20 protein-coding genes are annotated in these 23,533 nt (G+C 47.6%); 11 read left to right on the top strand and 9 right to left on the bottom strand.

Going from position 1 to position 23,533, the window contains the following annotated elements; all coding sequences use genetic code 11:
- Positions 1–2: 2 nt before the first annotated feature.
- The 4 genes from B3A20_RS15100 to B3A20_RS15085 all read left to right on the top strand — a co-directional run bounded on the left by B3A20_RS15100 (position 3) and on the right by B3A20_RS15085 (position 5,089).
- On the top strand, positions 3–449 hold the full coding sequence (locus B3A20_RS15100) for a hypothetical protein (RefSeq protein ID WP_290766566.1): 447 nt from the start codon (positions 3–5) through the stop codon (positions 447–449).
- A 1,011-nt stretch (positions 450–1,460) separates the two neighbouring features.
- Positions 1,461–2,342, top strand: coding sequence for an electron transfer flavoprotein subunit beta/FixA family protein (locus B3A20_RS15095; protein WP_014545688.1), 882 nt, complete (start codon positions 1,461–1,463; stop codon positions 2,340–2,342).
- Positions 2,343–2,345: 3 nt separating this feature from the next.
- Positions 2,346–3,371, top strand: coding sequence for an electron transfer flavoprotein subunit alpha/FixB family protein (locus B3A20_RS15090; protein ID WP_072827777.1), 1,026 nt, complete (start codon positions 2,346–2,348; stop codon positions 3,369–3,371).
- A gap of 5 nt (positions 3,372–3,376) precedes the next feature.
- Positions 3,377–5,089 carry an acyl-CoA dehydrogenase family protein gene (locus tag B3A20_RS15085; protein WP_014545690.1) on the top strand — a complete coding sequence of 571 codons (1,713 nt, stop codon included), beginning with the start codon at positions 3,377–3,379 and terminating at the stop codon, positions 5,087–5,089.
- Positions 5,090–5,319: 230 nt separating this feature from the next.
- On the opposite strand, the gene B3A20_RS15080 is transcribed toward B3A20_RS15085, so the two are convergent.
- The 4 genes from B3A20_RS15080 to B3A20_RS15065 form a co-directional block, all read right to left on the bottom strand.
- Complete coding sequence (locus B3A20_RS15080; RefSeq protein WP_276990570.1) at positions 5,320–5,859, bottom strand: hypothetical protein; 540 nt, start codon at positions 5,857–5,859, stop codon at positions 5,320–5,322.
- Positions 5,856–6,032, bottom strand: a complete 177-nt coding sequence (locus B3A20_RS15075; protein ID WP_290766559.1) for a hypothetical protein — start codon at positions 6,030–6,032, stop codon at positions 5,856–5,858. Before B3A20_RS15075 ends, B3A20_RS15080 begins: the two co-directional genes overlap by 4 nt.
- Before the next feature lie 123 nt (positions 6,033–6,155).
- Positions 6,156–7,799: an FISUMP domain-containing protein gene (locus tag B3A20_RS15070; RefSeq protein WP_290766557.1), complete on the bottom strand. Its 1,644-nt coding sequence runs from the start codon at positions 7,797–7,799 to the stop codon at positions 6,156–6,158.
- A gap of 606 nt (positions 7,800–8,405) precedes the next feature.
- Positions 8,406–10,268: an RNA-binding domain-containing protein gene (locus B3A20_RS15065; protein ID WP_290766555.1), complete on the bottom strand. Its 1,863-nt coding sequence runs from the start codon at positions 10,266–10,268 to the stop codon at positions 8,406–8,408.
- 110 nt (positions 10,269–10,378) lie between these two features.
- Here B3A20_RS15065 and B3A20_RS15060 point away from each other — a divergent pair, with 110 nt between their 5' ends.
- Both B3A20_RS15060 and B3A20_RS15055 read left to right on the top strand, forming a co-directional pair.
- Positions 10,379–11,254, top strand: a complete 876-nt coding sequence (locus tag B3A20_RS15060) for a TIGR02172 family protein (protein WP_290766553.1) — start codon at positions 10,379–10,381, stop codon at positions 11,252–11,254.
- Positions 11,255–11,499: 245 nt separating this feature from the next.
- Positions 11,500–12,039, top strand: a complete 540-nt coding sequence (locus B3A20_RS15055) for a DUF4230 domain-containing protein (protein ID WP_290766551.1) — start codon at positions 11,500–11,502, stop codon at positions 12,037–12,039.
- A 90-nt stretch (positions 12,040–12,129) separates the two neighbouring features.
- On the opposite strand, the gene tsf is transcribed toward B3A20_RS15055, so the two are convergent.
- The 3 genes from tsf to B3A20_RS15040 all read right to left on the bottom strand — a co-directional run bounded on the left by tsf (position 12,130) and on the right by B3A20_RS15040 (position 14,737).
- Positions 12,130–13,011 (bottom strand): translation elongation factor Ts, encoded by an 882-nt coding sequence (gene tsf, locus B3A20_RS15050; RefSeq protein WP_290766549.1) that lies wholly within the window; start codon positions 13,009–13,011, stop codon positions 12,130–12,132.
- A 1-nt stretch (position 13,012) separates the two neighbouring features.
- A complete protein-coding gene (rpsB, locus tag B3A20_RS15045) occupies positions 13,013–13,753 on the bottom strand; it encodes a 30S ribosomal protein S2 (protein WP_015731872.1) in 741 nt (246 codons plus the stop codon).
- Between the two features lie 192 nt (positions 13,754–13,945).
- Positions 13,946–14,737 carry a hypothetical protein gene (locus B3A20_RS15040; RefSeq protein WP_290766546.1) on the bottom strand — a complete coding sequence of 264 codons (792 nt, stop codon included), beginning with the start codon at positions 14,735–14,737 and terminating at the stop codon, positions 13,946–13,948.
- 626 nt (positions 14,738–15,363) lie between these two features.
- Here B3A20_RS15040 and B3A20_RS15035 point away from each other — a divergent pair.
- Together B3A20_RS15035 and B3A20_RS15030 are read left to right on the top strand one after the other, a co-directional pair.
- Positions 15,364–16,074, top strand: a complete 711-nt coding sequence (locus B3A20_RS15035; RefSeq protein ID WP_290766544.1) for a hypothetical protein — start codon at positions 15,364–15,366, stop codon at positions 16,072–16,074.
- A gap of 138 nt (positions 16,075–16,212) precedes the next feature.
- Positions 16,213–17,682: an RNA-binding domain-containing protein gene (locus tag B3A20_RS15030; RefSeq protein WP_290766541.1), complete on the top strand. Its 1,470-nt coding sequence runs from the start codon at positions 16,213–16,215 to the stop codon at positions 17,680–17,682.
- A 9-nt stretch (positions 17,683–17,691) separates the two neighbouring features.
- Here B3A20_RS15030 and B3A20_RS15025 read toward each other — a convergent pair whose 3' ends face one another.
- Both B3A20_RS15025 and B3A20_RS15020 read right to left on the bottom strand, forming a co-directional pair.
- Entirely contained in the window at positions 17,692–18,501 is an 810-nt protein-coding gene (locus B3A20_RS15025) for an alpha/beta fold hydrolase (protein ID WP_290766538.1), read from the bottom strand.
- 12 nt (positions 18,502–18,513) lie between these two features.
- Positions 18,514–19,212 (bottom strand): DNA alkylation repair protein, encoded by a 699-nt coding sequence (locus B3A20_RS15020; protein ID WP_290766535.1) that lies wholly within the window; start codon positions 19,210–19,212, stop codon positions 18,514–18,516.
- Between the two features lie 411 nt (positions 19,213–19,623).
- Between B3A20_RS15020 and B3A20_RS15015 the strand changes: the two genes are divergently transcribed.
- The 3 genes from B3A20_RS15015 to B3A20_RS15005 all read left to right on the top strand — a co-directional run bounded on the left by B3A20_RS15015 (position 19,624) and on the right by B3A20_RS15005 (position 23,286).
- Positions 19,624–21,315, top strand: a complete 1,692-nt coding sequence (locus tag B3A20_RS15015) for a CTP synthase (protein ID WP_290766533.1) — start codon at positions 19,624–19,626, stop codon at positions 21,313–21,315.
- 228 nt (positions 21,316–21,543) lie between these two features.
- The gene (locus B3A20_RS15010) at positions 21,544–21,885 is read left to right on the top strand and encodes a P-II family nitrogen regulator (RefSeq protein WP_088629766.1); all 342 of its coding nucleotides are present in this window, start codon (positions 21,544–21,546) and stop codon (positions 21,883–21,885) included.
- Positions 21,886–22,020: 135 nt separating this feature from the next.
- Entirely contained in the window at positions 22,021–23,286 is a 1,266-nt protein-coding gene (locus B3A20_RS15005) for an ammonium transporter (RefSeq protein ID WP_109572769.1), read from the top strand.
- The last annotated feature ends 247 nt before the right edge of the window (positions 23,287–23,533 follow it).

Genomic DNA, 23,533 nt, shown 5'->3' with positions numbered 1-23,533 from the left:
AAATGAGAACACTAGAAGAAATAAAAGCCGACATCAACAAGCTCAATAAAGAATTGGAAACTGTTTACGAAGCAAATAAAGTTCGAGACATAGCTTTACTAAACAGCAAATACGCAAATAATTGGATTATTGTCCATGAGCATACATCAGTCCTCGATGCAGGTGTTTCCAAAATAATAAAAGGAAATGTCCATCTGTATAAAGTCAAAGAAGTCTTATTTCAAGGACAAGGATTTTTCAGATTTTCTGCGATACTACACATAAAAATCGATTCCGAAGACAACGAAAAACTCACATTCCTTGTTGAGAAAGATTTAGACAATGCTTCAATTTATTTCAGTGATTTCAAAAGAGAGCTAGCAAAAATAGCAAACGAAACAGAAATCTCAAAATGGCTGAACAAAGCACAAAACAGATTCAATCATCTTTTTGCATTGGCAAAGATTTAGGTTTAATGATACTACTAGGGCTGAAACAAACTCCATCAAGAACAGATTTGGCAAACAATATTTACCCAATCTGAAAAAGTCGAAATTTCACCTGAAAAACTGTTTAATTATGCCACATATATATATTAAAGATTCAGAGGGATTCGTATTTAAGAAAAAAAATTCTGAGGTTGTTGCCGGAGAAAAGACCATCTCTGAAAAAGAATACATGAAAAAATCCGGGCTCGCTTTATACGAGAAGAAATTCGGACATGGGGGCGCTCGCTGAATTTTGCAACTTTGATGAATCTCGCTTTGAAAGCGGATTAACGCCCGAAATTAAGGAAGCACAGCCCCACGCTCTACTGAAAACTTTAGCAAAAAACGCAAAAAGTTTTCACTTTACCTTGTTGATTTGCTGCGAATAGTCATTATTCTTTTTTGAAGGTGATTTCATTAAATCCTTCAAGAATTTTTCAGCATCAACACATTCTGCACCATATTTAATTTCAGAAATGGCTTCAGTAAGTTTTGAATAAAGCTCTAGCTAACAGCATTTCCAAGCCAGGCGTGACGGCCTTTGGCCACTTAGCGCTTTAGCGCTTACGTGGACATGGCCACCTTTAGGTGGTCTGGCGTCTGAAGCCCGCACGTGGGGGTGATGGAAGACCCGGCGGGAATGCTTTGATACTATACGAGAAGGAGGTGCCCGCTCGGTGGCGGGCATGACATTGTAAGCCGGGGCTGTAATCAGGGGGACAACTGCTTAAGGTGAGTATCGCGACAGGCCGTTTACGGACTGGCATGATTGAGCCGAACAGTTGGGACTTTAGTCCAACCCTCCCCCTCATTGCGCAAAACCGCATCTTACGAAATCATCACAGTTTTCTTACACATAATTTACGAATGAATATGGCGATTCCCGGTCAAGCCGGGAATGACATTCGAGAGAAAATTCTATTTTATACTGCGTAAAATTTTGCAGAGTAGCAGGATTTTCAATTAACCGTTAAATTAAAACACTATAGTAATATGAGTCTTAAAATCGTTGTGCTTGCAAAGCAAGTACCTGATACACGAAACGTAGGCCCGGACGCCATGACGCCGCAGGGTACTATCAATCGTGCCGCATTGCCCGCGGTCTTCAACCCCGAAGACCTGAACGCCCTGGAGCAAGCCCTTCGTTTGAAGGACCAGTTCCCTGGTTCCACCATCTCCGTCTTGACCATGGGTCTCCCGAAGTCTGCCGAAGTCGTCCGCGAAGCTTTGTACCGCGGTGCTGACTGCGGTTACGTCGTGACGGACCGCCCGCTCGGTGGTGCTGACACGCTCGCTACGAGCTACACGCTCGCCCAGGCAGTGAAGAAGATCGGTGACTACGACATTATCCTCGGTGGCCGCCAGGCTATCGACGGCGATACTGCACAGGTCGGTCCGCAGATTGCAGAAAAGCTCGGACTTACTCAGGTCACTTACGCCGAAGAAATCTTGAAGCTCGACGAACAGGCACGCAAGGTCGTGATCCGCCGCCACATCGACGGTGGTGTCGAAACTGTGGAAGCACCGCTCCCGCTGGTCGTAACCGTGAACGGCAGTGCAGCTCCGTGCCGTCCGCGCAATGCAAAGCGCATCATGAAGTTCAAGAACGCTACTGCAGTTGCCGAACGCAAGCCGGAAGATGCAGACAAGTACGCAGCTCTCATCGCAAAGAAGCCCTACCTCGACATCCCGCAGTGGGGTGCAGCCGACATCGACGCCGACCCTGCCCAGATCGGTAAGGCTGGCTCGCCGACGAACGTGAAGGCCGTCAAGAACATCGTGTTCAAGGCCAAGGAAAGCCGCACGCTCTCCGCAAGCGACGCCGACATTGAAGGACTTATCAAGGAACTTTTAGACGGGAAGATTATTGGCTAACCTATGAATAACGTATTTGTATATTGCGAAATTGAGGGAACCACCGTCGTTGACGTTTCCCTTGAACTGCTTTCTAAGGGTCGCAAGTTGGCCAACACTCTCGGCGTTCAGCTCGAGTGCATTTGCGCTGGCAAGGGCCTTGATGGCATCGAAAAACAGGTGTTCCCTTACGGTGTGGACAAGGTTCATGTGTTCGACGCCGAAGGCCTGTTCCCCTACACCACCAACCCGCACGCCTCTCTCGTGGTGAACCTCTTCAAGGAAGAACAGCCGCAGATTTGCTTGCTCGGTGCAACGGTTATCGGCCGTGACCTCGGCCCGCGCATCTCTAGCGCCATGCACAGCGGCCTTACCGCTGACTGCACCGAACTCGAAATCGACAGCTTCGAAATGAGCATCGGTGGCGTGAAGAAGTTCTACGAAAACCAGCTCTGCCAGATCCGTCCGGCATTCGGCGGTAACATCGTCGCAACGATTGTGAACCCGGAACACCGCCCGCAGATGGCAACCGTCCGCGAAGGCGTGATGAAGAAGGAAATCGTGGACCCGAACTACAAGGGCGAAGTCATCAAGCACGACGTGGCCAAGTACGTTCCGGAAACGGAATACGTGGTCAAGGTGCTCGAACGCCATGTGGAAAAGGCCAAGCACAACCTCAAGGGCGCTCCGATCGTGGTCGCCGGTGGTTACGGCATGGGCTCCAAGGAAAACTTCGACATGCTGTTCGAACTTGCCAAGGAACTCCACGCTGAAGTCGGTGCTAGCCGCGCCGCTGTGGACGCAGGTTTCGTCGATCATGACCGTCAGATCGGTCAGACTGGCGTGACGGTTCGCCCGAAGGTCTATATCGCTTTCGGTATTTCCGGCCAGATCCAGCACCTCGCTGGTATGCAGGATTCAGGTATCATCATCTCCGTGAACTCCGACCCCGAAGCTCCGATCAACGCTATCGCTGACTACGTGATCAACGGCACCGTCGAAGAAGTTCTCCCGAAGATGATCAAGTATTACAAGGCAAACAACAAGTAAGCGCTATGGCAAATTTCTACACAGATCACCCCGAGATTAAATTCAACCTCGAAAGCAGCCCCTTGATGCAGCGCATTGTCGAACTCAAGGAAAACGGCTTTGCAGACAAGGACAATTTCGACTATGCGCCGGAAGATTTTGCCGACGCTATGGACAACTACAACCGCGTGCTCGAAGTCGCTGGCGACATCACCGCAAACACGGTCTTCCCGAACTCCGAAGACGTGGATGCCGAAGGTCCGCACTGCGAAAACGGCCGCGTCCGCTACGCATCCAAGACCTACGAAAACCTCGAAGCCACCCGCAAGGCTGGCCTCAACGGTGTCACGATGCCGCGCCGCTTTGGCGGTCTCAACTTCCCGATTACCGCCTACACGGCCATCAACGAAATGATCGCCTCTGCAGACGCCGGTTTCGAGAACATCTGGTCCCTCCAGGACTGCATTGAAACGCTCTATGAATTCGGCGACGAAGACCAGCGTTCCCGTTTCATCCCGCGCATCTGCGCCGGCGAAACGATGTCCATGGACTTGACCGAACCGGATGCAGGTTCTGACTTGCAGCGCGTGATGCTCAAGGCCACCTACAGCGAAGCTGACAAGTGCTGGTACTTGAACGGCGTGAAGCGCTTCATCACGAACGGCGACTCCGACATCCACCTGGTGCTCGCCCGCTCCGAAGAAGGCACGCACGACGGTCGTGGTCTTTCCATGTTCATTTACGACAAGCGCGACGGTGGCGTTGACGTTCGCCGCATCGAAAACAAGCTCGGTATTCACGGAAGCCCGACTTGCGAACTTGTCTACAAGAACGCCAAGGCTGAACTCTGCGGCCGCCGCAAGTTCGGTCTCATCAAGTACGTGATGGCCCTCATGAACGGCGCACGCCTCGGCATTGCCGCTCAGTCCGTGGGTATCAGCCAGATGGCTTACAACGAAGCTCTCGCCTACGCCAAGGACCGTAAGCAGTTCGGTCAGGCTATCGTGAACTTCCCGGCCGTCTACGAGATGATCTCGAACATCAAGGCTCGTCTCGATGCAGGCCGCGCCCTCTTGTACCAGACAGCTCGTTACGTCGATATCTACAAGTGCCTCGAAGACATCGAACGCACCCGCAAGCTCACCGACGACGAAAAGAAGGAACTCAAACTTTACCAGAAGCTCGCTTCCGCTTGCACGCCGCTCGCCAAGGGCATGAACTCCGAATACGCAAACCAGAACAGCTACGACTGTATCCAGGTTCACGGCGGTTCGGGCTACATGCTCGAATACGCTTGCCAGCGCCTCTACCGCGATGCTCGTATCACTTCGATTTACGAAGGCACGACGCAGTTGCAGACGGTTGCAGCACTTCCGCACATCACCACCGGCAGCTACGGCCTCATGCTCGAAGAACTCGAAGCCATGGACGTTCGCCCGGAATACGAAAGCCTCAAGGCTCGCGCCAAGGCTATGGACGAAAAGTACAACGAAGCTATTGAATACGTGAAGTCCGTTGAAAACAACGAATTCACCGACCTCTGCAGCCGTCACTTGTACGAACTCGCCGCCAACTGCGTGATGACCCAGTTGCTCCTCCGCGACGCCACCAAGGCACCGGAACTGTTCGACAAGAGCATGAAGGTGTACTTGAACCTCGCCGAAGCCGAAGTCGCAAAGCACTACAACTTCGTGAAGAGCCTCCGCGTGGAATCGCTCGAAAGCTACAAGCAGGCGTAATTAGTAAACAGTGGTTAGTGGCTAGGAATAGCCGCTGCCACGCACTGGTGTCATCCTGAGCGGAGTGCCGCAAGGCACGAAGTCGAAAGGATCTAGAAAAAATTGAAGGCCTCGGATGCAGATCCGGGGCCTTTGTCATTTACAAAAGCATAACGAAAAATCTACAAAACTTCTTTTAGGTTCCCAACAAAATTGACAGCGCTATGAAAACAATTTTACAGAAGAATCAATTATTTATTTTGATACAGGCAAGCCAATTTTTTCCGAAGATTTAAAACGGCTCCTTTTTTTCGGAAGACAACAGTCCCTTTCGGCAAGCAGTTTTCCTTTTCCAATATGTGAGCGATTTCCGCAAGTGTGCGAGACCACGCAAAAGAGCGCCTTGGTTCGTATTCTGCATCAATCGTATTTTTTCCAAGGAGTCTTTCCTTCAAAATTGCACGAACAACCTTAGGTTTCTTTTTCAAGAGCAAATCAATTTGTTCTTCCGCCCACGATTCAACATCGTCAACTTCAACCATGTTCCCATCTACTAAATTAATCTCATCTATTTCCCCAGGGCACAGATTTGTATTTTCGTATTTTTCTTCAGACATTTCATCATTTGCTTCATATTGCACATATTCTTTTTCCGCATCACCCGTTTCATCCGAGATATAGATAATCTCCCATTGTAAATACGGCAATTCGGCTTCTAAGAAATCTTGAGCACAAACATCTACACCCAAACGCTTGCTTAACGATGCATCAATTATTTTCTTTTTCATCATTCTTTCTCCCAGTGATTTCTTAATGTTTTAACCACTGCATCATCACGCATTTTACGACCATCTTTCTTCACTAACTTCACACATCCATTAGGTAACCCAAACGTTCTTTCAATAACGGATGCCGCTGTTTTCAACAAGGTATCACTTTTAAAAATGTTACTTCTTTTTACCACATTCCAATCCTTTTTGAATTGTCTAATTTTAGATTCATAACGAAAAACTTGTTTTAATAAATCCTACCACCGAGTGAATTAACCGCAATAATAAAGCGCCATGGTTTATGTCTAGAAAAAGTTTCACAGAGAATTTTTTAGACAACGAACTGAGTAACCACTGCGTTTATTACCAATGCCGGCAGCATTCGCGGAATTCTTATCCAAATACAACACATAAGCCGAATAAAAGTCCTTCTGAGTAGAACTCCAGAATATAGCCATGTCTCGGAAGTAATAATCAAAGCCTGTGCTATTATCGCGAACACTAGCGGGAAGTGCAGAGAACCCATACGTATCCAATGCGTCAGGCCATTTTTCATAGCCCACCGCCTGCATAGCATAAGGGGAAAAGCCCATCGCAGAATACAGCGTTTTCCATTCTGTGCTATCAGGCAAATGCCACCCTTCAGGACATATTCCACGAACAGGATAAATCAGCGCATATAGCCGTTCATAGCCAGAATATTTTCCATTGGTGCTAAAAGTGCCAGCACTATCTATGGCTGCGGCCCAGTTATAATGGCGACCATACTTTTCACAATTATTATAGTAACACCAGTTACGTTTTTGCATACCAGGGTAACTTATACTATCGGCGTAGTTTAGATTTTCTGCCATCCATATCTGTTCACCTATGACAACCGTCTTATAAGTTTTTTGATCTCTTTTATCCAATAGTGTCCCGTACACGACATGTTTACCCAGAGAGCCGCTCCATACGCCATTTTTACAAACATAAACAGAATCCTGCTCATCAGAAATTTGTTTTCGAACGACATCATTTTCTGTATAGCTAACACACCCCTTACTCAAAGCAACTTCTTTTTCATCCGCAACTCTAAATGTATCTGCATCGCACACATACTTATTAATGGTATCGACAACTCCACCAACAATCGCCCCATTTTCAAAACAAATTTTTCCATAGGTATCGTATTCTAACACAGATGCATCCACCCACATATTAGAATGACAAACATAGTAGGCGTTTTCATATTCTTTAACTACATTTTCATTAGAACCAGAACATACTCCTATGATATTAACAACAGCATTTTGGTTGCCACAAGTAATCGTAATGAGAACCCCATTTTGTTCAACAGAGCAACCTTCGCCCGTATCACCCTTGTCACCTTTCTCGCCCTGAGCTCCTTGTTCACCCTGGTCGCCTTTCTCTCCCTGGATTCCCTGTTCACCCTGGTCTCCCTTGTCGCCTTTTTCACCTTGGAGTCCCTGTTCGCCTTGGTCTCCTTTGTCGCCTTTTTCACCTTGGAGTCCCTGTTCGCCTTGGTCTCCTTTGTCGCCTTTTTCACCTTGGAGTCCTTGCTCGCCCTGAATACCTTGTTCACCTTGGACTCCTTGTGGGCCTATAGTTCCATTCAACACCACACCGATGGAATCCCCGTTGCAAATGATTTTCAAACCAGAACCGTCGGGCAAGTATTCCGCAGTGCATTTTAAATCATCCTGAGTTTCAGCAAATGAAGCAATCCACTTGCCATCAACACAGATGCGAGGCGAAGCCTCTCCCCTGACAAGAACCTGCTTGCCCTGATTTTCTAAGGAACAATCAGGAAGTTCCGATACATCGGCAACCACCAGAATTTTTTCTTCTACGACTTGGGTAATATGTTCTTCGGTCACTTCATCGCCACAAGCGGAGAGTGCAAACGGGAACACCACCGTAGCAGCCAGCGAAATGAACCATCTTGCTTTCTGTGTCATAACAGCCTCCATCGTTTTAAAATTCTGTAGTTCGCCCCTGTAGAACCGCAATGAACTTCGCCAAAATTTGTATGGATACAAGAAAGGCGTAGATCGTTGCATTTACCTAAGTGGGGCTCTCGACTGCCTCTGAACGATAAACACAAACGACCCACGCCCCAAAAGGGCTGTTGCTCTTTGGCTATATGACCAAAGACCGGCTAAAAGGCCGGTACAGCAAACCGAGATACACCGCAAAACGGCATACCTGCGTGAGCGTTCGCCTTATTCTCGTTCAGGGAAACTGTCGAGATTTCACTTAGAGAACAAGAGCTAAACTCTCTAATATGTCCAATCTAAAAATAACTTAAATACAGCCCAGACGCAACAAAAGTTTACAAAGCAGCCTGTTTTTGTGCGAAAAATCGCCAAAAACGCCCCATCTTGGACCGCCAGACGCTTATTCCAAATTGGAATTAGGGGTGCATGCAGCCTCTTAACTTTTTTCCCAAACCTCTTAAAAAAAAGTAAAAGCAACTAATTTAAGAGGTTAAAACGCGTTTTTTAGGCAAATTTTGCCAATTTCCTCTTAAAAAGCCTCTTAAATTTCAAACTTGCGTACTAAATTTAAGAGGTTTTATCCATCTTTGATAGGACCCATTTCTTGGAAACATTGTACTGAATCCGCCCTGCCATCCTAAGACTAGAAAGCAAATTTTCCACCTTGCTTTTCTTCTGACGATCATCCAACGTCGTCGGCAAATACTGCTGAAGCATTGCATAGATTTGAGACTTGCTCAGTTCGCCGTAGTCCCTCAAGTAATCCAAAATAATATTTCGATAATTAGTATTGCTAAGCCCTTTCGCCTGCGAGTGTTCCTTTTCTTGATTTGTCGCCAAGGCTACATATTTCGATATGAAAATGTTTTTTCCACGACCTTCGACAAGACCATCCCGTTTCAACAGCTTAATCGCTTCCGCAGATAAAGGTTTCTTCTTTTGGAGGGCATCAAGCAACACAGCCTCATCCAAACCGATGGAAGTGTTCTCCAAAAGCATCTTGCTGTAATTTTCATCTATGACCGTTCCTGGAATACGCAGCACGACTTTTTCCTTCGTGCTTTCGTAATCGGGCATGGGCAAGCAGCGATTACGTTGGCTAAGGAACATCGAATGGATGCCGTAGCCCTGCGTGTCAATCATCTTCAAGTTGACCATCGCCTGAACAAGGAACGGATTCCTGTAACGGGCAGGAGTCCGTCGTCCGCGAATATAATCTTCAAAGTTGCCATCAAAGAAAGAGCCTGCATTTTCAAAGCATAGGCTATCTTTTTCCTCAGTAACGACAATTCTCGAATTCGCACTATAGTCTTGATGGGCAATGCAATTGTGCAAAGCTTCCAATATCGTCTTGGTATCGTACTTCCAAACTTCTGCCGGAATTAAACTGTTGCTTGGATAAATTTTGAACCTGTAATTGCGTATTTTAGCCAAAACACGGTCGGTCGAGAGAAGAAACGGAAGAGAGAAAATATCACCTGCCTGCTCATCGCCAGAATTCAATCGCCAAACAATTTGGGAAATGTGATTCAAGTAGTGTGATGATTCGTCCTTACCCAACAACAACAAAGCCGTTCGGGTTATTTTTCCACCAACCGTTATTTTCGCCTTATCCAAAAACGTGGAATCATCTAAAGAATCAATGTATTCTTTTTTGTCAGGATACCGCTCGGCAAATCCATGGCGAGCTTTAATGACCGCCTCAGGGTCAAGATCATCCAGCGATGCTTCAGGTATTATTTCCTTACTCCAATCCGTTCTTGAGTTGTAAATGGAACGCATCCAATCATGGTAATCCCGCAAATTCGTTGTCGAACTATTTACCCTGATATAGGGAATGTTCTGAAAACATGTCGGTTGTTCGGATGCCGCAGGGATTATGAAAACCGATATTGGACAATTTTCGTTTCCCTTGTAGAAAAAACGTTCTACTTGGAAATTGATTTTCGGAGTCGTATTTACGCGAAGAAAAAGTTCAAGGTCCTGATTTCCCTTTTTTGCAATCGAAATGTCAAATGAAGTTCCAACAACTTTATGTGAATGGTCGTCAACACCAAAAAAGAGATAGCCGTCGTCCTTCTGTTCAAGGCAAGCCCCGTTAGAAAGAGCCGATATGTACTTTCCCAAATCTTCAGGACTTACGTGATTGCTTTTGAATTCCAAGAAACGATTTTCCACAGCATAAGTTCTTATGCAGGAATCTAGAAGTTCTGTAAGTTCTTGGTCTCTTGTCATCATCCATTTTCCAGATTTGGCTAAACAGTCATCGGTATTCTTGGTCTGTAATATACATAAAAAGTTAAGCCCGGGCGTTGCGGGTGCGGCGCTTGAGCACCCGCTCGAAGGGGTAGCGTAAGACCCGACGATGTGTTTTTGACAGATAGAGGCGATGCCCGCTCGGTGGCGGGCATGACATGCCGCATTTTGCACTTGTAAGTCGGGGCTGGAGCGAGGGGGATTCTTCCCCCTTCAAAAAAATTCCATCCCGCGCGCTATCACCCGAAAAATTGTATAGCTTTACAATCAGATGGAGAATTTTTATGGGAGCGAACAACGAATTTCAGAAGATTGATCTGAATGATTACATCCAGACGGGCGAAGGCGGGACTGCGCTCGCGTATACGCATAGGAACGGCAAATCGCTTGCAAAGTTGTACAATCCGGATTTTGACGCAAACACAATAAAAAATGAATTTTGGGCATCGCGGACGGCTTTCGAGTTGGGCATTTCTACACCGGAACCGTTTCGTTTGATTACGGACGGCAAGCGTTTTGGCGGTGAGTACGAGCTCATTGAAGGCAAGCGTTCTTTTTCGCGAATCATTTCGCAGGAGCCCGAACGGCTAGAAGATATTTCCTTGGAATTAGCCCGTATGGCACGAGAGCTTCACGCGACAAAAGCAGATACTTCGCGGCTCAAGTCTTACAAGCAAATGATTACGAAGTTCTATTCTGACGAAGATTTTGTACCGGAAGACTACAGAAATCGCATCTTGAAATTTTTGGATAAAGTTCCTGACACAGAGACTTGCCTCCATGGCGATTTGCAAATTGGAAACGCCATCACCGACGGAAAGAGGACACTTTGGATTGACTTGGGCGGGTTCGGATACGGTGCTCCGGAATGGGACCTTGCACTTATGTGGAACTTGGCGCACATGCCAGATGCGGATAAACTAGACTTTCTATTTCATCTGCCGTCAGAAACGATGAAGACCCACTGGAACATTTTCTTTTCGGCCTATCTCGGGACTAACGACAAACAGCAAATTGAAGAAGCGACCCGCCGGTTTCCGCTATTTGCCGCAGCGAAAATTCCGTACATGTTTGGAATTGCGTTCCATAAAAATGTGCCCGAGGAATTTTTCGCTCTTCTCACTCAGATGTTGGACCAGTCAGACACAGGTAAGGAGTAACCATGAAACTACAGCAAACGCGGCTACGAGGTTTTCCATGAATGCGAAATCGAGCACAACGGACGGAAAATCGGCAGCTGGAGCATGAAGAAGATGCTATAGACGAAAGAAATGATGACAAGAAAAATCCGATGAGCTTTACCTTTCACATCTTTTTTGCATAAATTTATAGCATGAAACCCGCTCTAAAAATAATTGCAATTTTGCTCATCATTTGCGTTACAAGTGTAACGACTGCGCTTGTCATGAAAAAGCTATACTCCGACACAAAACGGACGAGCATCACAAGCGAGTTTGTGGAGCAGCAAATTAGCGAGATTTCGGAGCTTGCGACCCTCCACCACCACTACCGCAAAAATGCAAACTACCAGGACGCGAAAAAACTCCTCGAATACATGCCCGACTGGAGAATCAACAAATCCATCAAGGAATTTTCGCTTGTTTATGAGGGCGATGTCAAGCTAGGTTACAATTTGAAGGACATCAAGATTCTTGTCGAGCCGAACACGCAAAGCATTTTTATTTATCTGCCGGAGCCCAGGATTCTAAGCCACAGCATCGATTTCGAGAGCATACAAATTCTTTGGGAAAGGCAGGGCTGGTTCAACAACATCCGTTTTGAGGACTTCAAGCAGTTCTTTATTTCCGAACAAAAAAAGTACGAGCAGGAAAACAGCGAGGAGCTCAAGCGCAGAGCACGCGAGCATGCGATGAAGTTAATCCAGTTGCGGCTCGGGACAACCATAGAACATGGCTACAAGGTCAATCTGGAACCGCGCGAATAAAAACTGGCCGCCCCGCGAGGGACGACCAATTTAATTTTCGGTCTGGATCCTATCGCCTCTATCGAGGCTCCAGGATGACAGCAGGCGAACTTAGTTACCGCGTTCGAAGCGGATGAAGTTCACGACCTTCAAGCTGGTAAGGCCGAGCTGCTTTGCAACGACTTCCTGGAGGTAGTCCTTGACAGAGAGCTTCTTCGGGTTCTTTTCAGACATGAAGAATTCCTGGTCTTCGAGAACGATTTCCTTAAGGACCTTAGCCACGCGGCCATCAATCTGGCGCTGCATGAATTCAGGCTTGGTCTGCTTGCCAGAAGCTTCGATCTGAGCCTTGGCAATTTCCTTTTCCTTTTCGATCGTTTCAGCCGGAACTGCAGCATCGTTCAATGCAACCGGAGCGAATGCAGCGGCCTGCATAGCGATGTCCTTAGCAGCCTGCTTGAGAGCAGCTTCGTCAGCAGAGCCTTCGAAAGCGAGTTCAGTGATAACACCGATCTTGCCCTTCATGTGGCTGTAAACGCCAAACACGGAGTTCGGGACCTTCTTGATTTCTGCAAACTTGCGGAAGTCAATGTTTTCCTGAATCTTCACGAGGACGTCCTGGAGGCGGTCATTGATCTTGACGCCATCGACGACAGCGTTCTTGAGATCTTCGACGGAAGCGATATCCTGCGTTTCAACAGCCTTGGTGGCCATAGCAGCGAGGGCAACGAAGTCGTCGTTGTTGGAAACCGGTTCAGTTTCGCAGGTGAGTTCAAAAGCGGCAGCCTTGTCAGCAGTTTCGACAAGGTAAACGCGGCCTTCCTTAGCAGCCTTGTCTGCGCGCTTTGCAGCGACAGCAGCACCGTGCTTGCGGAGGAGTTCAACGGCCTTGTCCATGTCACCGTCAGTTTCGACGAGTGCCTTCTTGCACTGCATCATGCCGACGCCAGTCTTCTGGCGGAGTTCGTTAACGAGGGATGCGGTAATCTGCATATTACTTGTCCTCGCCGTTGTCGAACTTCTTCACTTCTTCCTTGGATTCCTTCTTGTCAGCAGCGACGCGCGGCTTGACGTTAGCAGCGATGTAGTCCACAATGAGCTTGAGGGACTTCACAGCGTCGTCGTTTGCCGGAATCGGGTAGTCCACGAGGGTCGGATCGACGTTCGTGTCGCAGATGCCGATGATAGGAATGTGGAGACGGCGAGCTTCTGCAACAGCGATCTTTTCGTGAGCGAGGTCGGTCACGACGAGAAGGCCCGGGAGGTTCACCATTTCGCGGATACCACCGAACACGTCGAGGAGCTTGGCGCGTTCACGAGTCTTGTCGAGGACTTCCTTCTTGGAGAGAGCCTGGAAGGTGCCGTCCTGTTCCATGGTGTCGATCTTGTCAATCTTCTTGATGGACTTGCGGACAGTTTGGAAGTTCGTGAGCATACCGCCCAACCAACGGTTGGTGACGGAGAACTGGTTGCAGGTAGCAGCAGCGTCGAGCACGCACTGACGTGCAGTCGGCTTCGTGCCAACGAAGAGCACAGTCTTGCCAGATTCAGAAATCTTGGCAGCAGCCTTAGCAGCTTCTTCGAGGAGGTCACGAGTCTTGGAGAGGTTGAGAACGTAGATGCCGTTCTTTTCTGCCAAGATGTACGGTTTCATTTTCGGATTCCAGCGCTGAGTCTGGTGACCAAAGTGGGAGCCTGCAGCAAGCAGATCTTCGACGGAAGGCAAATTAGCCATAGTATATTTTCCTTTTCGGTTGTTACTACCCGGACTGCAATTAAGCCACAAAGCGAAGTCAATATCAATTGTACCGCGCCACCGAAGCGACTCTTGCAAGCCGGTGATTGTTTACGCCCAGGCGATATTGCTTGGACGAGTGCAAAGATAGAAATTATAGGGGGGCGTGTCTAGTGTGGGAAAAGTCATTTCCTACCGATACAGATACGGCAGTTGTCTCATATTATTATAGAACGTAGTCATATTCGATTTCTGGCTATCCATCATGTGGTTCGGATCGTCTATACGAATGCAACGGATGGGGTAATAATAATCCTGTTTCAAGAGGATCCCTCTCAAGGTTTCCTTAATCTCATTCTGTTGCTCTTTCGTGTAATGGCTCGGTACAATCACAGTCGGGAACCCATCACCCGTCCAGACGACACTCAGGGAGTCCACAAATTCCATAGAATCCTTCTCGTTATTGTAAAACCCGGACAGGTTCAGTTCAACCGTATCGACATACCCATAAGTTTCTTCGTGCAGGTGAGCTCGCAAACGCTTCAAGCCGCTCGGATCCGAAGTATCCACGACCTTAATAGGGCTAAATGTCGGCCAATACATCAAATGCCCCTTTGGGGAGAAAAACAGCCCCGCATTCTGCTCCGCCGAGGCGATTTTCCAGCCCGCAGGACACGCGTTGAGCCGCCCTATAGAAGAATAATAGCGCCCTCGTTCGCAAGTGGAATCCAGACAGAAACTGCAATGCGTCTTGTACCGCAAATTTTCCAGCATCAAATGGAACGTCACGGTATCGCCACCCGCCACAAAACCCGAATCGTGTTCCGACATGCCACAGCCCCTGTATTCCGCATACTTCAGCACTATATATTCGTTGCTATCGCGCGGGTCCACAAAGGTCTCGAGCTTCTGAAAATAGTAGCTATCAATATCCTTTTCAGGACAATGCGCATAATTACGGGGAGGCTTCCACGAAATTTCCACCCTACTAAAAAATATGGAGATTATCCCACCAATGATTAAGCCGATAGTAAGCCACAACAACCACTCGCCTAAAGACGAGCCAAAGATTTTAAATGAAAGGGGTTTAAAGAGTTTCACGCGAACCTCCAAAGATGCATACACCATGATATCGATTAAACACAATCACATGTAAACACGTCAAGTCAAAAAAATTTAAAAACAACCTCCAAAATACTCCCCGCAAATAGTCCGGGCTTCCGTCCAGCCAATATTTTTTGAGAAAAACAGTTTTCCCAGTTTACTTTTTCACTTCAACAGTCGATATATAACACAGTTATGATTTGGACGTCTACACTCTTCAATCGCAAAAGTTTAGAAAACTTTACAAAAGAGATTTCGGACTGTCATATTGTGACATACCGGTTTGCTATATTTAGGAACATGAGATTGAATAAGATTTTCTCTATTCGTTTTTCCAGCGCATTGAGCAGCGCAACACCGGTTTTCGTCTATATAGGTCCAGCAAACGGCTTGACCAAATAAAACAACATCTTTGCAATTCACGCCATAGTCTTTTGATAAAAAATTATCAAAGGGCGTTTTGCCGTCTTGTCTCAAAATTTTCACCTTCCCAAAGGAGCTTGCTCATGCAGCACAACACCACCAAGGCCACCGCCTCCCAGATCAACAACCTCATCGCCATCGCCCAGGCCACCCCGAGCGAATACGCCCACGACAAGGCGATGTACACCCTTTGGGACATCTTCGGGGACTACGTCATGGCACTCGTCGCCAAGAACTCGTTCCTGATTAGCTCCGACTTTAGCCTCAACGGTTGCAGCTCCAAGGAACGCAAGGCCAACCTGGCCGGCGACGCCTACATGGTATTCTGCAAGGCTGTACAGGATTTCGACCCGACCTTGAAAGTTCCCTTCGAAGCCTTCTTCGCCCAAAAAATCAGCTGGCACATGGCTGACGAAAAGCGCAAAAACGCCAAGCGCGACAAAGTCGAAAAAGTCGAAAGCAAGCTGAAAAAAAACGATGACGATGATTATTCCTGCCTCGAGAACGAGGACACGAACCCGTTCACCGAGGAACGCAACGAGCTCGAAAGCGACTACGAACAGAGCGAAATCATCGACATCATCAGGCTCCGCCTCGCCAACAGCCCCAAGATGCTCAAGGCATTCGACACCATGTACGAAGTCAGCCGCAATTGCGACAAGTACACCGACGTCGAAGTCGCCCAGGCGCTGCACTGCACTCGCGCCAACACGGGCAAGATCAAGAAGAACATCTGCAAGTTTTTGATCGACTGCGGGCTTGAAGACGAATGCCGCCTGCTCATGGCGGCGTAACCTATTGTTGAAATAAAGTATAGGTGGAAAATAAAAGCGAATACGAAAATCTATAATCAGCTCCACAATCCGACATATTGACGCACTCCATTCAATGGTTTATATTATGGCTAGCTAAATACGAGGAGCACACCATCAATGACGGCAGACGAAATCAAGAGGGGCGAATCCGAAGTTCTAGAATTCAAAGGGAACGAGCTGTCGGAAGACCCAAAGAAATGGTTAAAGACCGCCATAGCCTTTGCAAACGGCAAGGGTGGTTCTATTATTTTCGGAGTCGAAGACACCTCACTAAAAATCACAGGCGTTCCGTCAGTAAACGTATTCAAGTTCATGGACTCAATTACGAACGAGATCAGCGACAGTTGTTCTCCGCAAATATTTCCACACTTACATCTTGAAACCATCGAAGACAAGACTATCGTCGTGATGGAAATTTTCAAAGGCGACCGACCACCCTATTTTTTCAAGCACGAAGGCGAACGTCATGGAGTATACATCCGCGTCGGAGCAACAACACGCAAGGCAGAACCTGAAAAGATTCGCGAAATGATGCTTTATAGCGCCCACAAATCCTACGATGAAATTGTAGAACGAGGCGTCAAGCCCGCAACAAAGAAGCAGATTAACGAATTGAGACGCGTCATCGCAGAACGCTCTACAAGCCACAAAAAAGTTTCTGTAGAAAGCCTTATCAGCTGGGGTTTACTCAAGGAACAAGACGGCAGTCTGCTTCCAAGTATCGCATTTAGACTACTCGCCGCCAACGACCTATATTTCGCCAAAATCCAATGCGCAAGGTTCAAAGGTTTAACACGTTCCGTATTCCTCGACCGCAAAGAATTTGCCGGACCAATTTACCAACAAATTGAAGATGCATTTGAATTTATCTATAGGCACACCAATGTAGGCGCCCAAATCAAGGGTCTCTACCGCAAAGACATATATGACTACCCACCCGAAGCGGTCCGCGAACTTTTGGCAAACGCCGTAATGCACCGCAACTACATGGACAGTTCTTGTATTCAAATTTCGGTATTTGACGACCGTATTGAATTCCAAAATCCAGGTGGTATTTTCGGAGATTTATCCCTCGAAAAAATCCTTGCAGGCTATTCTAGCGTTCGCAACACGCAAATCGCAGACATATTCCAAAAGATGAACATCGTTGAAAAATGGGGAACAGGCCTTTTGAGAATCGCCGACATCTGCAAAGAGGCTGGTTCAAGTCCCGTACAATATCAAGCAGGTTCCGGCTTCTTTATGGCCACACTGTTGCGAAATGGGACTGCAAAGAGCGAAAATGATACTATAAATTTCACAAATGATACTACAAATACAGAAAACGATACTACAAATGATACCATAAATACAAAAAATGATACCATAAATACAAAAAATGATACCATAAACGAATTATCCGAAAAGGAACGACAAATTTTCGATTCCATAAAACAAAAAAACAATATTACAGCTCAAAATATCGCCACGCAGCTCAACATATCCATCATAACAGTCAAACGTGCGATAAACACGCTCAAAACAAAGGGCCTCATCGTCCGCGTCGGCAGCAACAAAACAGGTTTCTGGAGCGTTAAAGAAAAATAGAGGAAGTCCCTACCCCTTCAAGAACTCCAAAATTCTTGCACGGTAATCCGGGGCTTCGTCGTAAGCGGCATGGCCGTAGTTCTCGTAAACGTAGAGTTCTACTAGCGTGCCATTTTGCTTTAGCACTTCGGCGATTTCTCGGGAAGCGATTACGCCCAAGACTTGGTCGAGTTCGGCGCCCAAAACGAGCGTCGGGCACTTGAGTTTTTCGAGTCCTGCAAAAGCATCGTATTCGAGGCAAGCACGGGCAAGCACGCAGAAGCGTGCCATGTCCTGTTCCGTTGCATTCGTGTTCATGCGCATCAGGCTCTTTTTGTACTTGCGGATTGTTTCAGCAGAAAAAACTTTATCTATAAAATTCGAGCAGAGGGCTTCGATATCGCGAGCTTCGGCGAGGCGTTTCCATTCCGTCATCACCGCGCGAGACATATCGTTCAAGCGGGCAGCACTGCAGCCGAGCGCCAAGCGTTCGACCTTCTGTGGGTATTGTTCAGCGATGATTTGCGAAATCATGCCGCCCTGCGAAATTCCAATGAAGCATGCACGTTCAATGCCAAGAGCATCCATCGCTTCGGCAGTATCAGCTGCCATCTGTTCCATCGGATACGATTCACCGAAATTCTTTTTGCGGTCGAACATGTAGACCGTATAATCGTCTGCAAATATCTTGTACGAATCAGCCACCATCGAGGCGATACCCATCGTACTCTTGAGACTCATCCCCGGCAGCAACACGAGCGTACGCGCGCCTGTGCCAAACTTGAGGTAGTCCATTTCAAAATTGTCGGTTTTTACGGTCTGTACGGTATAATCAATCATATTTTAAAGATACTATAATTTTAAGGTTTTCAGATATGCTTTTTGTTCATCGGTAATGCGATAGCTTTCAATCGCCTTCTGGATAGTCTTGTTGTGCGTCCACGCATCAAGCACGCGCTTTTCGATAAACGGGAGTGTCGCCTCGTACTGCTTAGCAAGTGCCGTCGCAAAGAACCACGCCACCATCATATTGAGGTAATATTCCTCGCTGCGGATTTTCGCAACCCACTTCAAAAATTTCGGATCAAAGTCATCGTCCAAAAAGAACGACATCAACGTTTCGATACCAAAGCGGACAGTGTAAACGTCCGTCACGGGAGCACTCATCCAACGTTCAACATCTTTCAAAAGGCGTTTGCGGTTTGCAACCTTCGCAAAAACCTTAGGGCGCATCTGGTCGCACGTTGCCCAGTTATCCACATACGGCAAGAACGCATCGATGTGCGACACGCAATCATCATAATCCTTGATTAGAGACAAAATAAACGCATGGATTTGATTTTCGTCGTAATACTTGTGCGGGAGCGTGACCAAAAATTTTTCCACGTCAGGATGGTTTGCAAATTCCTTTGCGATGGCTCGCAAATCGGGAGTGCGCACGCCGATAATTGACTTCGCCTCCGTCGTCGGGATAAGTTTGCTATGGAAAGATTTGAACTTCAAATCCTGTTTTGCAAAAAGCGCTTTTTGAATATCATTGATAATAGACATAAAAATACCTGATTAAAAAATAGTCACAAACACCGATGTAGGAATCGCAAAGCATCGCACATGGAGTCAATCTTTTACATTTTCTTGTTTTAGAGCAAATTGCTTTACACAAAATGTAACAGTACAAAAATTGTTACAAAAAATTTCAAGGTTATTCTTGCCCGCCCATACTTTTTTACTACATTATAAGTCCGATGAAAATATCGGAATCCATCGAAGCCCACCTGAGTTCAGCCGTTGCAACAATTTCGCAACGTCATCAGGCGCCCCTCTCCAAACAAACTATTAGGCACCCGATTTTTTCCGTCTTTAACTGTCTTTATCATTCGGCAAAAGCTATTGGCTTTTGCCTTTGTTTTTATACAAACTTTATAACAATCCCCGGCACAGTGGCCGGCAAGGAGACGCTACATGGCTAAGGCAACCGCAAAGAATTCGGCTAAGCAGCCTAAGTACATTTTTATCACGGGCGGCGTCGTAAGTTCGCTCGGCAAGGGAATCACCTCGGCATCGCTCGCGCTCCTTTTGAAGAGTCGCGGCTACAAGGTGTTCATGCAAAAGCTCGACCCATACTTGAATGTGGATCCGGGCACGATGAGCCCTTACCAGCATGGTGAAGTTTTCGTGACAGACGATGGTTACGAAACAGACTTGGACCTTGGCCACTATGAACGTTTTGCAGGCGTGCAGTGTTCCAAGGCTTCGAGCTACACTTCGGGCCGTATTTATGCTTCCGTACTTTCGAAAGAACGCGCGGGCAAATACTTGGGCGGTACGGTGCAAGTTATTCCGCACATTACAAACGAAATAAAAGATGCATTCCGTTCGGCAGCCGAAAGCGGCGCAGACATTATCTTGTGCGAAATTGGCGGTGTGGCAGGCGACATTGAATCGCTCCCGTTCCTCGAAGCGGCAAGACAGTTCCGTTTTGAAGTCGGTGTCGAAAACACTTGCTTTATCCACCTGACTTTGGTGCCGTACCTCAAGGCTGCAGGCGAACTCAAGACCAAGCCTTCGCAGCACTCCGTCGCAGAACTCCGCAACATCGGTATTTTCCCAGACATTCTCGTGTGCCGTACCGAAATGCATATTCCGCAGGAACATCTCGACAAGCTCGCACTTTTCTGCAACGTGAAGCCCGAATGCGTCATCGAAGAGAAGGACGTGAAGGATTCCGTTTACGCCGTGCCGCGCGAACTTTCCAAGCAGGAACTTGACTTGCGCGTTTTGGAACAGCTCCATTTGAGCGTCCACCCGATTGTACATTCTGAATGGGATAGTCTCGTCAAGAAAGCCACGCAGCCCAAGTACGAATGCACCATCGCACTCGTCGGCAAGTACATCGCCATTCGCGATGCCTACAAGTCCGTGCACGAAGCTTTGCAACATGCGGGCATGGCAAACAACGCCAAGGTGAATGTAGAATGCATCGAAGCCGAAGAACTCGAAAAGAATCCGAAGCTCATCAAGAAGGCTGACGGCATTTTGATTCCGGGCGGTTTCGGAAGCCGCGGTGTCAACGGCAAGTGCGCTGCCATCCGCTATGCTCGCGAAAACAAGGTTCCTCTGCTCGGCATCTGCCTCGGCATGCAATGCTGCGTGATTGAATTTGCGCGCGACGTTCTCGGCTGGAAGGACGCCAACTCCACCGAATTCGACGAAAATACAACGCACCCGGTCATCGACTTGATGGACGAACAGAAGAACGTCACGGAAAAAGGCGGCACCATGCGCCTGGGCGCTTACCCCTGCAAGCTCGCCAAGGATTCCAACGCGGCCAAGCTTTACAAGAGCGAAAAAATCAGCGAACGCCATCGTCACCGTTACGAGTTCAACTACAATAGCGAATTCCGCAAGGAACTCGAAAAGGCGGGACTCAAGATTGCAGGTACATCGCCCGACGGAAAGCTCGTCGAAATGGTCGAACTCAAGAATCACCCATACTTTGAAGCTTGCCAGTTCCATCCGGAATTCAAGAGCCGCCCGACAGATCCGCACCCGCTGTTTACAGGTCTTGTAAAGGCCGCCCTCGAGCAGAAAAAAGCGAACGGGAAAAAGCCTGCAGCGCCATCCGAAAAAGCGAAAAAGGCTAAAACAAAGTAATACAAACATGTTCACGAGACGCCCAAAAGCGTCTCGTTTCTTTTTACATTTTGTGAATTTAACGCAAAAATTGTAAATCTAAAATTTGTAATCGCAGCCAGCTCGGTTGCGATTTTTCTTTTACTTTTGGCGTTTTTTAGCAAATTTCGCCATTTTAATTTTTTGGCACGGGCTTTGCATTAGGGGTAGCGAACAAAAAAAATAAAAACCACAAAAAAGGATACAAATATGAAGCTCGTCACAGCTTACATTCAACCAGAAAAGCTCAATAGCGTAAAGCAATCGCTATACGAGAACAAAATCTACAAGATGTCTGTCACAAACGTTCTTGGTTGCGGCCAGCAGAAGGGTTACAATCAACGTTTCCGTGGCGTTGTTACTGAAGTTAATTTGCTCAAGAAAATTTGTCTGAAGATTGCTGTGAATGACGAATTCGTGCAGCCTTGCATTGACGCTATCATCAAGGGCGCTCGTACGGGTGAAATCGGCGATGGAAAGATTTTCGTCACGTCGCTTGAACAGTGTGTCCGCATCCGCACGGGTGAAACTGGACCGGAAGCGATTGGATAAGGATTAGTAGGAAGTAGACAGTAGGCAGTAGGAAGGAAAGCTTTATAATCAACCGATTAAAACTTCCTACTTCTAACTTCCTACCGTCTACTTGCTTAGTTAGCAAACTATCAACTAAAAAAGGAATTTATACAAATGAACGAAGTAGCAACAGTCGCAACCGTCAACGACGCCATCTTTATGACGGAAAACATTTGGATCATGATCAGCGCCATGTTGGTGTTCATCATGGGTCTTGGATTTGCATGTGTCGAAGCAGGCCTTGTGCGTGCTAAGTGCTCTGCAAACGTCGCTTTCAAAAACATCGCTGTGCCGGCAATCGGTATTACGATGTACGCCTTGCTCGGCTTTGGCCTTATGTACCCAGGCACTTTCAACGGAATTCTCGGTTTCGCCGGCTTCGGCATTGGCGACTGGGCAAATCCGGCAAACTTCACTGCAGCCTACAACGGACACTTTACGTTGTTCACAGACTGGCTGTTCCAGGCAATGTTTGCAGCAACTGCCGCAACGATCGTGTCTGGTGCCGTTGCTGAACGTGTGAAGCTCAACTCTTTCCTCGTTTTCACCATCGCCTACGTGGCCCTCGTCTACCCGGTTGTCGGTAGCTGGACATGGGGCGGCGGCTGGCTTTCCACCTTCGGTGCTCACGGTTTCCACGACCTCGCCGGTTCCACTCTCGTCCACTCTGTGGGGGGTTGGGCAGCTCTTGCTGGCGTGATGATTCTTGGACCGCGTATCGGTAAGTATGTCGGCGGCAAGGTTCACGCTATCCCGGCCCACAACATTCCGCTTGCAACAATCGGTGTGTTCATGCTCTGGTTCGGTTGGTGGGGATTCAACGCCGGTTCTGCACTCAACGGCGATCCGAAGGCTACTAGCTGGATTCTCGTGACCACAAACCTCGCTGCTGTCGCAGGTATCATCACCGCAACGCTTACAAGCTGGATTGTTTCTAAGAAGCCGGACGCCACCATGGCTCTCAACGGATGCCTTGCTGGTCTCGTCGCTATCACCGCTGGTGCAGACGTCGTGACCCCGCTCTCTTCCTGGATTATCGGCGCTATCGCTGGTGTGCTCGTCGTCGGTGCAGTCTTCATGTTCGACCGCTTGCACTTGGATGACCCGGTCGGTGCTCTCTCCGTCCACCTCGTCAACGGTGTCTGGGGTACGCTCGCTGTCGGTATCTTCGATATCACTGGTGACTACACGCTCGGTACTCAGGCTGTTGGCGTCCTCGCCTACGCTGTCCCGTGCTTCGCCGCCGCAAGCCTCATCTTCTTCGTCATCAAGAAGACCATGGGTCTCCGCGTGACAGAAAAGCAAGAAATGCGCGGCCTTGACCAAGCTGAACACGGTCAAGAAGCTTACAGCGGATTCCAAATCTTCAGCAATATGTAGTATTTAGAACTTAGAGCTTAGAACTTAGAACTTAGAACTTAGAACAAAGCTTTCTCTTTAAGTTCTACCAACTAAGTTCTACCAACTAAGCTCTGCCAACTAAGTTCTACCAACTAAAAAGTATCTCTGTTGACTAAAGTACCCCGGAACTAATGTTCCGGGGTTTTACGTTTTATGTAAAGCAAAAATTCTTATAATAACCCAAATTACTTTTCTACCCTGCAAAATCGTTTCTTTTTCACGGAAA

The sequence above is a fragment of the Fibrobacter sp. UBA4297 genome (assembly GCF_002394865.1).
Lineage (GTDB): Bacteria > Fibrobacterota > Fibrobacteria > Fibrobacterales > Fibrobacteraceae > Fibrobacter.
This window is presented reverse-complemented; position numbering and strand designations above follow the sequence as displayed.

Coding starts and splice junctions, on each gene's coding strand:
- B3A20_RS15095 (WP_014545688.1), top strand. CDS start 1,461: ATGAGTCTTAAAATCGTTGTGCTTGCAAAGCAAGTACCTGATACACGA.
- rpsB (WP_015731872.1), bottom strand. CDS start 13,753: ATGGCTAATTTGCCTTCCGTCGAAGATCTGCTTGCTGCAGGCTCCCAC.
- B3A20_RS15025 (WP_290766538.1), bottom strand. CDS start 18,501: ATGATTGATTATACCGTACAGACCGTAAAAACCGACAATTTTGAAATG.
- B3A20_RS15035 (WP_290766544.1), top strand. CDS start 15,364: ATGCAGCACAACACCACCAAGGCCACCGCCTCCCAGATCAACAACCTC.
- B3A20_RS15020 (WP_290766535.1), bottom strand. CDS start 19,212: ATGTCTATTATCAATGATATTCAAAAAGCGCTTTTTGCAAAACAGGAT.
- B3A20_RS15070 (WP_290766557.1), bottom strand. CDS start 7,799: ATGACACAGAAAGCAAGATGGTTCATTTCGCTGGCTGCTACGGTGGTG.
- B3A20_RS15100 (WP_290766566.1), top strand. CDS start 3: ATGAGAACACTAGAAGAAATAAAAGCCGACATCAACAAGCTCAATAAA.
- B3A20_RS15085 (WP_014545690.1), top strand. CDS start 3,377: ATGGCAAATTTCTACACAGATCACCCCGAGATTAAATTCAACCTCGAA.
- B3A20_RS15030 (WP_290766541.1), top strand. CDS start 16,213: ATGACGGCAGACGAAATCAAGAGGGGCGAATCCGAAGTTCTAGAATTC.
- B3A20_RS15060 (WP_290766553.1), top strand. CDS start 10,379: ATGGGAGCGAACAACGAATTTCAGAAGATTGATCTGAATGATTACATC.
- B3A20_RS15005 (WP_109572769.1), top strand. CDS start 22,021: ATGAACGAAGTAGCAACAGTCGCAACCGTCAACGACGCCATCTTTATG.
- B3A20_RS15090 (WP_072827777.1), top strand. CDS start 2,346: ATGAATAACGTATTTGTATATTGCGAAATTGAGGGAACCACCGTCGTT.
- B3A20_RS15080 (WP_276990570.1), bottom strand. CDS start 5,859: ATGATGAAAAAGAAAATAATTGATGCATCGTTAAGCAAGCGTTTGGGT.
- B3A20_RS15010 (WP_088629766.1), top strand. CDS start 21,544: ATGAAGCTCGTCACAGCTTACATTCAACCAGAAAAGCTCAATAGCGTA.
- tsf (WP_290766549.1), bottom strand. CDS start 13,011: ATGCAGATTACCGCATCCCTCGTTAACGAACTCCGCCAGAAGACTGGC.
- B3A20_RS15055 (WP_290766551.1), top strand. CDS start 11,500: ATGAAAAAGCTATACTCCGACACAAAACGGACGAGCATCACAAGCGAG.
- B3A20_RS15015 (WP_290766533.1), top strand. CDS start 19,624: ATGGCTAAGGCAACCGCAAAGAATTCGGCTAAGCAGCCTAAGTACATT.